General features: G+C 50.5%; 7 protein-coding genes. 2 read left to right on the top strand and 5 right to left on the bottom strand.

Annotated elements, in window-relative coordinates; all coding sequences use genetic code 11:
- Positions 1-288: 288 nt before the first annotated feature.
- Positions 289-1,119, top strand: a complete 831-nt coding sequence (gene thyA, locus BN3656_RS02145) for a thymidylate synthase (protein WP_066543628.1) — start codon at positions 289-291, stop codon at positions 1,117-1,119.
- A gap of 21 nt (positions 1,120-1,140) precedes the next feature.
- Here thyA and addA read toward each other — a convergent pair whose 3' ends face one another.
- A complete protein-coding gene (addA, locus tag BN3656_RS02140) occupies positions 1,141-4,992 on the bottom strand; it encodes a helicase-exonuclease AddAB subunit AddA (RefSeq protein ID WP_066543626.1) in 3,852 nt (1,283 codons plus the stop codon).
- A complete protein-coding gene (gene addB / locus BN3656_RS02135) occupies positions 4,973-8,461 on the bottom strand; it encodes a helicase-exonuclease AddAB subunit AddB (protein WP_066543621.1) in 3,489 nt (1,162 codons plus the stop codon). The genes addA and addB overlap by 20 nt, the downstream gene beginning before the upstream one ends.
- Before the next feature lie 55 nt (positions 8,462-8,516).
- Between addB and BN3656_RS02130 the strand changes: the two genes are divergently transcribed.
- Complete coding sequence (locus BN3656_RS02130) at positions 8,517-8,963, top strand: hypothetical protein (RefSeq protein ID WP_066543620.1); 447 nt, start codon at positions 8,517-8,519, stop codon at positions 8,961-8,963.
- Between the two features lie 140 nt (positions 8,964-9,103).
- Here the strand turns inward: BN3656_RS02130 and BN3656_RS02125 are convergent, their stop codons facing one another.
- From BN3656_RS02125 to BN3656_RS02115, 3 genes are all read right to left on the bottom strand, one after another.
- A complete protein-coding gene (locus BN3656_RS02125; protein ID WP_066543619.1) occupies positions 9,104-11,494 on the bottom strand; it encodes a ribonucleoside triphosphate reductase in 2,391 nt (796 codons plus the stop codon).
- A 170-nt stretch (positions 11,495-11,664) separates the two neighbouring features.
- The gene (hflX, locus tag BN3656_RS02120) at positions 11,665-12,927 is read right to left on the bottom strand and encodes a GTPase HflX (protein WP_066543618.1); all 1,263 of its coding nucleotides are present in this window, start codon (positions 12,925-12,927) and stop codon (positions 11,665-11,667) included.
- Between the two features lie 8 nt (positions 12,928-12,935).
- A complete protein-coding gene (locus tag BN3656_RS02115) occupies positions 12,936-13,973 on the bottom strand; it encodes a tetratricopeptide repeat protein (RefSeq protein WP_066543616.1) in 1,038 nt (345 codons plus the stop codon).

Here is a 13,973-nt window from a genome sequence, read left to right as displayed (position 1 = left end):
TGCCGGGTGACTTTGGAGGTCATTAGAAAACCTTAGAGGATCAATTTTTTCGTTAAAAGCCATATCAAACCTGTATGAGCGCAGCGAGTTTTTGATATGGTTTTTGCTTTTAGAAAAAATTCAGCCTCTTAGATTTTCTTATGACTGGAAACCGGAACCCGGCACAGCAGACTCCAGGGTGCGGTGCAGAATGCGGAAACTCAAATATCTCCATATTGTCACCCGGCCCCATATCTGCTATACTCAGAACTGCAACATACTATCACTGCCATCAGGAGGATACAATCTATGAGCTATGCAGACCAGCTTTTTATACAAAACTGTAAAGATATTTTAGAAAACGGCGTCTGGGACACAGACCATGAGGTACGCCCGGTATGGGAGGATGGGACTCCGGCCCACACCGTCAAGCGCTTCGGCATCGTAAACCGTTACGATCTTACAAAGGAATTTCCCGTTATCACCCTGCGCAGAACCGCGTTTAAATCGGCTGTAGACGAGCTTTTATGGATCTGGCAGAAAAAGTCCAACAATATCCATGACTTAAAAAGCCACATATGGGATTCCTGGGCGGATGAAACGGGAAGCATCGGAAAGGCCTACGGCTACCAGCTGGGCGTAAAGCACCATTACAAAGAAGGGGAGTTCGATCAGGTAGACCGGATCCTCTATGACTTAAAGCACAATCCATTAAGCCGCCGGATCATGTCCAACATCTACAATCACCATGATCTCTCTGAGATGAACCTCTATCCCTGTGCCTACAGCATGACCTTTAATGTATCAGGGAACACCTTAAACGGCATCTTAAACCAGCGTTCTCAGGATATGCTCACTGCCAACAGCTGGAATGTCTGCCAGTACGCAGTGCTTCTTCATATGTTTGCACAGGTAAGCGGCTTGAAGGCCGGGGAACTGGTTCATGTGATCGCAGACGCCCATATCTATGACCGCCATATCCCCATGGTAGAAGAACTGATTAAAAAACAGCCCTTTGAAGGCCCCACGCTTTGGGTGGACCCTGAAGTGAAGGATTTCTATCAGTTTACCACGGACAGTTTCCGACTGGAAAACTACCAGTTCCATCCCTTTGAGCACAAAATCCCGGTTGCAGTCTGATGCAGCCGGGACCGTTTCGGGTTAAATCTCTATCTCTTCTCTTAATGCAAAGGAGTAGATACACCTTCGCGCTACCGTTTTCCCTGTGATCTGGCACAATGCCCGTTCGTAGCAGTCAATCTGAGTCCGGTAGCGCTCCTTTAAACGCTCTTTCCCCATTTCTTTATCCTTTCCGGATATCCTGTCTGTCTTGTAATCGATTAACAGAAGTCCCTCCGGCTCTTCGATAAAAGCGTCAATGACTCCCTGAACCAGCACCAGCTCTTCAGAGTCCTCATGGCCCATTTCGGAAGCGGGAACACCAATCATAAACTGCTGTTCCTTAAAAAGCCGCCCCTCTGCCTGCGCCTTTGCCATGGATTTCCCCAGCGGGCTTTCCACAAATTTCCAAATATCCCAGGGGTTGATCCACTCATAAGACTCCTGATCCAGATATCCCTGCTCATAGAGCGAAAGCAGGGCCTTTTTTGTATCTGAAAGGCTGTGCAGTTCATGGAAGGAAAGACATTCCAGCGCCCGGTGGTATGCAGTACCTCTCTTAGAACCGCCTGACCGGCCATAAACCTTCTTCCCTTCTTTCGCTCCTGCTTCAGAGGCTTCTGCTTCCTGAACCGTCCCCCCTGCTTCTGTCTCTTTGACCAAGCCTTCTTCTGCCTCGTCCAGCTCCCTGATCCAGCCGTCCTCTTCCCGGCCGGTTCCCATCGCCTCCTCTTCCCGGCCGATCTGGCTCTGCTTTTTAAGCTCAGACACGGAAACCAGCGTGTAAAGCCTTGTATCGCTTTCATAAGGATAACCATAGGAAAATGCCTGTTCCAGTTCCTTTTTCATCTCTTCATCATAGGTATAACCTGCATCCAGTTCCAACAGATCCTCCTTTGCCATTTTCCGTTCCATCTGTCTTGTTACTTCTTCTCCCACCAGTGTTTCGGGCTGTACCTTGAGCATTTCAAAATGTTCCTGCGGCACTGCCCCGGCTGCCATAAGAATCCAGTCCAGATAGGAACCTGCTCCGGATAAAAGAGTGAATGGAAGCTGTTTTCCCTCCGTCCTTCCGGTTCTCCAGCGCTCCAGCTTACTTGAAAGGCTGCGGTCCGTTCCTGTCATGATCAGCGCCTCTTTTGCACGGGTCATGGCTACATAGAGAATCCTGAGCTCCTCTCCCATGGTTTCCAGTTCCAGCCGCCGTTTTAAAACCTGTTTTTTGAGCGTAGGAGTCTTTGTGCGCAGCTTAAGATCCAGCCAATCGGCTGCCGCCCCCATGTCTGCATCTAAAAGAAGAGTGCCGTAAGCATCCCGCTGATTAAACTTTTTTCCCATTCCTGCCAGAAATACCACCGGAAATTCCAGTCCCTTGCTTTTGTGGATACTCATAATGCGGACCATGTTTTTTTCCTCGCCGGCCACGGCGGCTTCTCCGAAATCCGTATCGTATTTTTTCAGCCGTTCAATATACCTTACAAAATGGAATAGACCCTTGTAGCTGGTCGCCTCATAAGCCGCTGCCTTTTCCACCAGCATATCCAGATTGCCCCGGCGGATCTCTCCTGCAGGCATGGCAGATACATAATCATAATATCCGCTGCGCCTGTATACATAATACAGCAGTTCGTGGATAGGGCGATATCTGGCCTCTGTGCGCAGCTCCTTTAAAAGCACTCCGAAATCCTCCAGTTTTTTCCATATAAGTGCAGCCTGCTCCACTGGGACAACGGCGACGCCTATCCGGACTGCATCCTCTGGGTCTCCGGTTTCATTCTCAAATGCTCCACCCGGATGCTCCAAAGCTTCTCTCAGGCCTGGATGCTCCCGTTCTTCCTCCCACAGTTTCCATGCTCCGTATACGCCCCTGTCCTGGCCTTTCTTTGTGTTTTTCTTATAGGATGCCATCATCCAGGCCATCTCATCATCACTCATTCCCACTACAGGGGAGCGCAAAACTGCTGCAAGGGGAATGTCCTGCATGGGATTGTCAATCACGGACAGCAGGCTTAAAACCGTTTCAACCTCTGTGGTGGAAAAATACCCGGTGCGTGTCTGGGCTCTGGCGGGGATTCCCTCATTCATCAGCACGCTGACTAAAGTCTCGGACCAGCCGGTCATGCTCCGAAGAAGGATCACCATATCTCCCAGACAGGCCCTTCTGTATTTCTCCTGCTCCTTATCCCACACAAGAAGGCCGTCCGTTTCATCGGTCAGCCGTCGTATTTCCCCTGCGATCATCTTTGCTTCCATTTCTCTTGCCGTATAGCCCATGGAATCCTCATCCAGCTGTTTATAGGCATCTGATCCCGTATCCGCTATCAAAAGCCTGGACGGAACTCCGGCCATTCCCTCTGCCGGTGCAAAAACAGCTCCCGGATACAGGGCGGTTTCCTCGGTGTACCGGATACCGCCCAGCCCCGGCGTCATGATCTGGTAAAAAATGTCATTGATAAAGGCTAACACCGTGTCCCGGCTTCGGAAATTCTGCCTGAGTTCAATCATCTGGTGAGGGCTTTTTTCTCTGGTATAGGATGCATACTTCTCCATAAAAAGCTCCGGTCTCGCCAGACGGAAGCGGTAAATGCTCTGCTTTACATCTCCTACCATAAACACGTTGGGATGGCCCGTTTCTTCTCTTGAAATGCTCCCGATCAGTGTTTCCTGAACCAGGTTGCTGTCCTGATATTCATCCACCAGGATCTCCTCATACTGCCTCTGAAGCTCTTTTGCCACTGCCGAAGGCTGTCTGGGAGAATCTCCCTCAAGAAGCACCTCTAAGGCCAGATGCTCCAGATCGTTAAAATCAAGTACATTCCGCTCCCGCTTTGCCTTCCGGTAAAAATCGTCAAATTTCTGTACCATATCAAGAAGCGTTTCGATCACAGGAGCAGCCCCTGCCATCGCCTCTGCCGCTTCTTTTGGACTCTGAAAGCCAAAGCTTTCCCGGCATTTTTCAACCAGCTTTTTCACCTGGGTCCGGCATTCCTTTACATACTCCTTTTTATCCTCGTCAATGGCCTTATTTCTGGCCGCTGCCAGACGGACAAACTCCATTGCCTGAAGGGCTTCATAAAGATTCTCAAAGGTTCCTCTTTCCGCCGCTTTCTTAATTCCCAAAAGCTCTGCAAGGTCATTTTCCAGCATGGGCTCATAAACGGCAGGTCCCCCTTCCTCCCTGCACACCTCCAAGGCCGCCTGAAGCTGATGTGTAAGCTCCTCCATCTGCAGCGCCGTGTCCTTTAAAAGAAATTTCATCCACGGGCTTTCATCCAGATTTCCCTCTGCCTCCTGTTTCAGCTGCCGTCTGCATTCGTCCAGCCATTCGCCGGGCCATGGATGGCTCTGGGAAAACTGCCAGGCCTGTACGATCACATCCTCCATGGCCTTATCCGACTTTCCGGCCCCAAACTGCTCTGCAAACCGGATAAAATCTTCATTTTCCTCCTGATAACACGCCTCTAAGAGCTCCTCCATCACATCGCCCCTTAATAGGGTCAGCTCCCCCTCATCCCCGATCCGAAAAGACGGGTCAATGTCAAGGCTGTTGTAATGGTTTCGTATGAGATTCAGGCAGAAGCTGTCAATGGTCATGATCTGGGCCTGGGGAATTAAGGCAGCCTGAAGCCACAGGTGCTCATCTAGGGGATGCTCCCGCAGCTTTTTTTCTACTGCCGCGCCAATCCTCTCACGCATCTCAGCCGCCGCCGCATTGGTAAAGGTCATTACCAGAAGCTGGTCAATATTTAACGGATGATCCCCCTCGCTGATCATGGAAATGATCCTTTCTACCAGTACGGCCGTCTTTCCGCTGCCTGCTGCAGCAGAGACTAAAAGACTGCTGTTCCGGCTGTTAATGACCTGTTTTTGTTCATCAGTCCAGTTCACTGCCATTTTCTTCCTCCTCTCTCTCGATGGCCTCCCATACTGCGTTCGGGCTCATGGAACAAAGCTGCCTGAAGCCATAGCCTGCTGTCTTGGTATCAAAGCCGCAGACTGCATGATACGGACAGTAATCACAGGCAGTACGGCTTCCCTGCTTATAAGGACGAAGCGCCGTATCGCCGTTAAGGATCTGTTTTCCCGAAGCTTTCAGTTTCCGTCCCACAAAGGCGCGAAGGGTTTCAAACTGCACCGCCTTTGCCACGCTGGAACGTGATTCCTGCACGCCTCCGTCCTTTCCGAATACAACCGGGATCACATCCGAATCCTTCACCATCTCACGATCCAGATGATGGATCACATCCAGGTCGCTGTTTACCAGCCCATTCATCCGAAGCTGCTTTAAAATCTGCTTCTCAATAAACTCCGGGCTCATTTCCCCATCCTTGTCCACTACCGGATCCTTAATGTTGTAATAGAAAATCCCCGCAGGTACGGCCTCCTTTCCCGGATTCTTCCGCTCCTGCATCTCTAATGCAGCATCCATGTACACCACCAGCTGAAGCTGAAGGCCGTAATAAAGGGCCGCCAGGTCAAAGGAGGTGCTCCCTGATTTGTAGTCAATGATTTTCACATAGATATGCTCCTCATCCTCGCACAGGTCCAGCCGGTCAATCCGCCCCTTCAGCTGGAGCTTTTCGTCCTCGGACAGCCGGATCCGCATGGCCTTCAGATCATCAATGGCGGAAAAGGACACCTCGAAACCTGCCGGTACAAAATCTCCCTTTTTCACCTGCTCTGCCAGAGCCCAGATGGTACGGTCTGTGATCCGCTCCACCCGGCGGGCCAGATAGGCATTGCGGGCAGAGCTTTCCATAATGGTATTCCCATACTGGCCTGTCACCTGCTCCACACATTCCCTTACCAGAGCCTTTCTCTCAGCCTCCGTAATCCCTTTCCAGTCCAGCTTCCTGCTCTGGATCGCCTGAAAGCACAGGTCAATGGACTGGTGGAACAGATTTCCCATATCCACTGCCTCCAGCCGGTATTCCTGCCGCTCCATGAGCTCCAGGCCGAATTTCAGAAAATGGGCATAGGCACAGGAAGCGAACTGCTCCAGCCGGGTAACGCTTCCCTCCAGAGTCCTTCCGTAAAGCGCTCTGGCTGCAGCCCGTCCGATCCCGCGGTCCTCATAGGTAAAAAAGGCCGCATTCACCAGCTGTTTTACCTGTTCCCTGTACGCCTCCTCACTGTAAAAATAGCGGTACAGCTCTAAAAATGCCGGCTTCTTTTCCTGACTTTCCCTGGCCTCACGCAGCATCCCTATAAGCCGTTGTCTTCCGTCCCAGATCGTCTGGATGGGATATCCCTCTTCAAAGCAGATTTCCTCCCGAAGCTCCCCAAACAGCTTTTTTACCTCTCCGATCAGGCTGGAGGGGCGCATACTCTTTCCGTCTCCCGAAGAGGCAGCCCAGGTAAGGATCAATTTGCGTGAGGGCTTGCACAGCATTAAATACAGATAAAATTTCTGAATACAGCTGTCCTCTCTGGCCGTAGGCGCCAGCTCCATATCAAAGGAACGGAAGATTTCCCGGTCTGTATCTGTCAAAAGACTTCCTCCTGATTTTCTCTGAGGTACAAGGCCTTCGTTTAATCCGGCAAAAAATAAGACCTTCACCGATTCCAGACGGCTTCGGGTCAGATCTCCGATCATCACCTGATCTGCCGTAGCAGGGATCACGCCCACCCGGATTTCCTCAAATCCAGCTTCCAGTATCTGGATATAATTTTTCCGGTCTGCCTTTTCCTCGCCCAACAGCCCCTCCAGACGCAAAAGCAGCTCCTCCACACGTTCATAGACCTGACCATACTCCTTTGCCAGATTCTCATCTCCCCGGCAATGCCTCATTTCAAAAAACTCTGCATATTCCTCCAGCTTTTCCTTAAGTTCCATCTTCTCTAAAAAGCTTCTTACGGCGGATGTCACTGTAGAAATAGAGGCTCCTTCCTGTGAAAATGCTTCCCGCAGCTCCTTAAGAGGGGCTAAAACCCACTGGCGGTACTGATTTAATTCCTTTAAATTGAGCCGTTCTCCGCCCCGAGAAGGCCTGGTCCACTCCTGATCCCATTTCTTCCATCCCCGGATTCCCAGAGCTCTTACATAATTTTCCAGTCGATCGGTAAGAACAGACACATTTTCCCTGGAAAATACAGGAGTATCTTCATTTTCCTCTGAATTCCCCGTTTCTCTGTCATATACCAGTCCTGTTTTCAGATAACGGAACACGCTCTCATAGGAGCAGTCCCGGACCGTTTCCAGTGCTGCCCGTATAAGCTCTACCATAGGATTTTCCAGAATGCTTTTCTTCTGATCCATAAAATAGGGAATCCCTGCTTCCTCAAAGGGATGTATAAGCTCTCTGCCATAGGAAACAGGATCTCCCGTAATCACAGCAATCTCCCTGTATCGAAGGCCGTCTTCCCGCACCAGCCGGTTTACCATGGTGCAGATATAAGCAGCCTCCTCTGCCGGAGTCTTTCCCTGGCACAGCCGGATATCAGGCTTTTTCCCTGCCCATACCTTTCCCGTATACCGGTACAGATTCTGTTCCAGAAAATCCAGGCTTTCGCTGTCTTTAAACCGCCAGCTCGGACGCCTGTCACAGCGGATTTCCTGTTTTATTTCCACATGATGGCGGTCTGCCAGCTCCTTTAACCGGCATACGGTATGACGTCCCATGTAAAACAAATGCTGGATCCCGCATTTCTCATAGGGATTTTCCCGCAGATCCACGGTCACCGTACATACTACCTCTCTGGCATGGAGCATAAACAGCTCCGCCAGCCGGTACTGTACCGGAGTAAAGCCTGTATAGCCGTCCAGATAGATCACGCTGTTTTTCAGCTTTTCCCATCTTGGAAGTTCCCTGCAAAGGATATCCAGAATTTCCTCTGCCGTAATATAGTGATCCTCAATATAGTCCCGAAAGCTCTTATAGATCACTCCCAGATCCTTAAGCTTGTCCTTTAAAAGAGGATGATCTGTTTCTGCCTCTACCTGTTTTAAATCCTCCGGGCGGATGCCGTACTGGCCCAGCTCTGAAATCTGTGATTTCAGCTGACTGATAAAGCCTGGCTGCTCTAAATGGCTGCTGTAAAGCCCCAGATCCCGCCTTACCATTCCGGCTACCTTTCTGAGTACCATGGATTTTCCCATATCATCCAGCACAGCCGGAACCTGCACTCCCAGATCCTCAAATACCCGGTAGGCCAGACGCTTAAAGCTTAAAACGTCCATGTTCATCAGGCCCTTTCTGGGGTGAAGGCGCACCAATTCCTTTTGTGTCTGCATGGTATACTGCTCCGGTACAACAAACAGGAACAGCCGGTCCGGCTGCTCCACGGCCTGTTTTATGGCTGTTTCATACAGATACCGTGTTTTTCCCGAACCTGCGCCTCCCATAACAAACTGCAATGACATATTTTATCCTCCCATCTCATATGCTGTAACAAATTCTCTCAGAGGTCCTGACACTATGAGTTCCAAAACCAAAATCGTGGTGCTGCGGATGAAGGAGATCATCTACACAGCCATTTTCGCCGGACTGGCCATTCTCCTTATCACCCTCTGTTTCATCATGTTCCGCCATGGAGATGAAAATACTTCCGAAACAGATGCCGCAAAGGCACAGCAGACCGCCTATGTTCCCGGCGTCTACAGCACCTCCCTGACCCTTGGAAACGAACAGGTAAATGTAGAGGTAACGGTTGATAAGGATCAGATCCGTGCCGTGACCCTGGTGCCCCTAAGCGAAGCTGTCGCCACCATGTATCCCCTGATGCAGCCCACCATGGAAGGCCTGGCAGAGCAAATCGTGAACACCCAGTCAACGGAGAATCTTACATACCCTGACTCCTCCCGCTACACCTCCCTGGCTCTTTTACAGGCCGTAAATACGGCTCTTGGCAAAGCAAAGCCCTGACTCTTACTCATTATCACCCAAAAACCCCCGGGCCGCAAGTCTTTTCGACCGCAGTCCGGGGGACGTTTTAAACCCTGTGTATCATAAGTTTTACACTTTGCCGTATGCCCGGTCTGGCATGCAATGTTCGCTGCCCGGCTTCAGGCTTTTACTTCTTCCGCAAATCTGCGGATATTGGACGCATTGGCAAATTTCTGCACCATACCGTCCCGCACCAGAACAAGAGTAGGGGCCTGCATGATCCCAAACTTCTCTGCCAGCTCCGGATGCTCCTCGGCGTCAATGATCTGATAATCCACGCCCTTTAAAAATTCTTTGGCTGTGCGGCAGTTTGGACAGGTTCTGGTTGTAAACAGATACAGCTGGGGCTTCTTTTTTAAACCCTCCCCGCTCTCATTCTGAGATTCCGCTTCCACACGTTCCACCGGCCTCATGGAAACCGGCTCTTTTTTCAGGACGGATTTTCCTGTATCATATGTTACACGATCCTTATATTCCTGAAGTTTTCCCTCATTCCAGTTCTGTACAGGACGGTAATACCCTGTGATGCGGCTGTAAACCTCTGCCTTCTGCTTACAGATCGGACAGGTAAAGTGCTCTCCTGCCAGATAGCCGTGACTTTTACAGATGGAATAGGTGGGAGACAGGGTATAATATGGAAGCTTATAATTCTGCGCGATCGTACGCACCAGACTGGCCGCTGCCTTCCAGTCCGGCAGCTTTTCTCCCAGAAAGGCATGGAACACCGTACCTGAGGTATAGCGGGTCTGAAGCTCGTCCTGGATATCCAGCGCATCGAAAATATCCTCTGTATAGCCTACAGGAAGGTGAGAGCTGTTGGTATAATAGGGCGTTTCCCCTTCCTTTCCCGCGGTGATAATATCGGGATAGCGCTCCTTATCATGCTTTGCCAGACGGTAAGTGGTAGACTCTGCAGGAGTAGCCTCCAGATTGTAGAGGTCGCCATACTCCTCCTGATAGTCCGACAGCCGCTCTCTCATATGATCCAGAACCTCTCTGGTAAACCTCTGGCACTCCGGCTGGGTCATATCCTTCCGGATCCAGCGTGCATTCAGCCCTGCTTCATTCATGCCGATGAGGCCGATGGTGGAAAAATGATTTTCAAAAGTGCCAAGATACCGTTTCGTATAGGGGTACAATCCCTGCTCCAGAAGCTTTGTGATCACTTCCCGCTTGGTCTTTAAGGATCTTGCGCTGATATCCATCATCCGGTCCAGACGGCGGTAAAAATCCGCCTCATCTTCTGCCAGATACGCAATTCTCGGAATATTGATCGTCACCACACCCACAGAACCTGTGCTTTCTCCTGAGCCGAAAAATCCTCCCGTCTTGCGCCGCAGCTCCCTCAGATCCAGACGCAGACGGCAGCACATACTGCGCACATCGCTCGGCTGCATATCACTGTTAATGTAATTGGAAAAATATGGAGTTCCGTATTTGGAAGTCATCTCAAAAAGCAGGCGGTTGTTCTCCGTATCAGACCAGTCAAAATCCTTTGTAATGGAATAGGTGGGAATAGGATACTGGAAGCCCCGTCCATTGGCATCTCCCTCAATCATGGTTTCAATAAAGGCCCGGTTTACCATGTCCATCTCTGCCTTACAGTCCTTATATTTAAAATCCATCTCCCGGCCGCCTACAATGGCATTCATCTCTGCCATATCATCGGGAACGGTCCAGTCCAGAGTGATGTTGGAAAAAGGCGCCTGCGTTCCCCAGCGGCTGGGGGTATTTACTCCGTAAATAAAGGATTCAATACACTTTTTTACCTCCCCGTAGGACAGATGGTCTGCTTTTACAAAGGGAGCCAGATAGGTATCAAAGGAGGAAAACGCCTGAGCGCCTGCCCACTCGTTCTGCATGATTCCCAAAAAATTTACCATCTGGTTGCACAGAACGGACAAATGCTTTGCAGGAGCCGAGGTGATCTTTCCCGGAATCCCTCCCAGTCCCTCCATCAGAAGCTGCTTTAAAGACCAGCCGGCACAGTAGCCTGTGAGCATGGAAAGATCATGGATATGGATATCCGCATTTCTGTGGGCATCTGCAATCTCCTGATCATAGATCTCGCTGAGCCAGTAGTTTGCCGTCACCGCGCCGGAATTACTCAGGATCAGGCCGCCTACGGAATAGGTCACTGTGGAATTTTCCTTTACACGCCAGTCCTCCACCTTTACATAGCTGTTTACCACGTCCTTATAGTTCAGCAGAGCGCTGTTCATGCTGCGGATCTTCTCCCGCTGCTTCCTGTAAAGAATATAAGCCTTTGCTACATCCGTGTAGCCGGTCTGCTCCAGCACATGCTCCACGCTGTCCTGGATCTCCTCCACAGAAATGCTTCCATCCTTCATCCTGGGCTGAAAATCAGCCGTCACGCGCAGGGAAAGCAGTTCTAAAATCTCATCATTAAACTCATTCCCCGTTGCTCTAAATGCCTTTTTAATTGCCTCCGTTATCTTTTTCAGACAAAACTCAGCGGTTTCCCCATCCCTCTTTACCACCTGGATCATACCTCAAAACTCCTTTCAACATTCCAAATACAAGCTACCACACTTAAACCGAAATGTATTTTTCATTATAGCAGAGGAACGCAAAAAACACAACATCTATGCCATATGTTATATATTAAACAAGATGTTGTGTTTTATTATATTTTCTAATACTGCCACTGATGGTATGTTTAATCCCGGTACAGCCCTTCAAAAAGCTCTGCGGGCACATAGGCCTTTACTGCAATGCCCTGCTCCGTATACTCCTCGGACAAAAGCTGTCCGTAGGCGCGTATGGTCTGGATCTTTCCCGCACCGCTGTAGGGATATACCTTTTCCAGATAAACCCGGCTGCTGCGGATAATGCCCCCAAGAATCTGCTCCAGATCCTTTAACCCGTCTCCTGTCTTAGCGGAAATCCTCACCTGATAGTCTGAGGAAAAATCTCTGGGAAGCAGCTCCGTCTCCTTTCCCTCCAAACGGTCAATCTTATTAAACACCGTCACCACGGTCTTATCCACAATCTCAAGTTCTCTTAAGGTTTCCTTTACCACATGCATCTGCATATCCATCTGGGGATTGGAGCAGTCCACCACATGGAGGATCACATCGCTGTAGCGGGCCTCCTCCAGGGTACTCTTAAAGGCATCGATCAGATGATGGGGCAACTTACGGATAAATCCTACCGTATCCGTCAAAAGGATCTGCTGTCCATCTGCCATTACAAAGGCCCTTGTAGTGGGATCCAGAGTAGCAAAAAGCTTGTTTTCCGCCAGGATCCCTGCTCCTGTCAGCCGGTTTAACAGAGTGGATTTTCCCGCATTGGTATATCCCACAATGGCTGCTGTCAGGCTGTAATTTTTCTCCCTGTGCTGCCTTGTGACCTCTCTATGGCGCTTTACATCCTCCAGCTCCCGCTTTAACTGGCCGATCCGCTGGTGGATCAGACGGCGGTCTGTCTCCAGCTTTTTCTCTCCCGGTCCCCTGGTTCCGATACCGCCGCCCAGACGTGAAAGAGAATTTCTCATGCCTACCAGACGGATGGCCCGGTAACGCAGCTGCGCCAGTTCCACCTGGATCTTTCCTTCTCTTGTATGAGCCCTGGAAGCAAAAATATCCAGGATTACCATGGTGCGGTCCATGACCTTTGTATCCAGCGCATCTTCCAGATTGCGCAGCTGGGCCGGGGAAAGCTCATCATCACAGATGACACCCGTTGCCCCCGTGTCAGCCAGGAGCTCTCGAACCTCTAAAATCTTCCCTTTTCCCAGATAGGTCCCAGGATGAACAGCTTCACGGTTCTGAACGATCCTTGCAATGGGGACTGCTCCCGCAGTCTGAGCCAGTTCTTCCAGTTCATCCAGAGAAGATGACGTCTCCCTCTCATCGCCCACATTTACAGCGACCAGGATCACTCGCTCCTCCAGTTCCTTTAAATCAATCAGTTCTGCCATATATCTCCCTACCGTATCCTGGTATTTAAAAAGTCAATCTCATGCTGCGCCGCCTCATCCGACCCAAATACCTGGATATATGTTTCAAAACGGCTTTTGGCCTCTTCATAGTTCTGCATATACTCACAGACAGCCGCCTGGTAAAACGCCAGCTTCTTAAGAAGCTGCCAGTCTGCCTGATTTTCCTCTGTAATTGCTGCCGATGCCTGATCCAGGCTGGCTCCCGTACCTGCTTTATAACTGGTGATCAGCCGGTCATATCCCTGATAAAACGAATCAGCAGCTCCTTCGTAGTCCTCTTCAGCCATCTGGTATAAGCCCATCTGGCAGCGAACCCTGCTTTCAAATCTCCCATCTCCTCCTGTCGTTCTTAAGGCCTCTTCATATAATACCTTGGCGCCCTCATGGTCTCCTGCCTCCATACAGGCTTCTCCTGCTGCCAAAAGAGCCTGTTCATAACCAGGGGATATTTTTCCTTTTTCTTCCATCCCCAGAGCCTCTCTGTATAAAGCCACTGCCTGGTCCTTATTCCCCAGACGGCTCTCGCAAAAGCTCTTCATATACCGCCCGGAAATGGGATCTCCTCCCTGTTCCAGGATCAGATCCCAGCTGTGTTTTGCTGCCTCAAAATCATCCAGCATCATCTCTGCCTCGGCCCGATAAGAAAGAACGTCGATATTAAAGGTTTTGCTTTTATCTCCCGCCGCTGCTAAGGCCTCATCAAACGCAGAAACGGCGCCGCCTGCATCTCCTCCCCTTAAAAGCTCAATACCCTGAGCTCTGAGCTTCTTTTTCTTTGAAAAATGAAAGGAGCCTGCCAGACGGCTTACGCCAAAGGCGATTCCTCCTGTGAGAATAAGGCAGAGCGCTGCTGTGAGAATCCGTTTCATCAGGCGCTTTCTCCTTCTCCGCCTGCAGTTTCCCCCATTTCTCCGGCCGGATGAAGAGCCGGCCCTTACCGGCCGCCGGCCTGCATCACCGGGACGGCCTGCTCCCAGCGGACGGCTCCCCCCTGGATAGGAGCTTCTTCTCCTGCTGCCTTCCAT

This window comes from Clostridium sp. AT4, from assembly GCF_001517625.2.
GTDB lineage: Bacteria > Bacillota > Clostridia > Lachnospirales > Lachnospiraceae > Enterocloster.
Note: the sequence above shows the minus strand (reverse complement) of the source record. Positions and strands in the feature narration are given on the sequence as shown.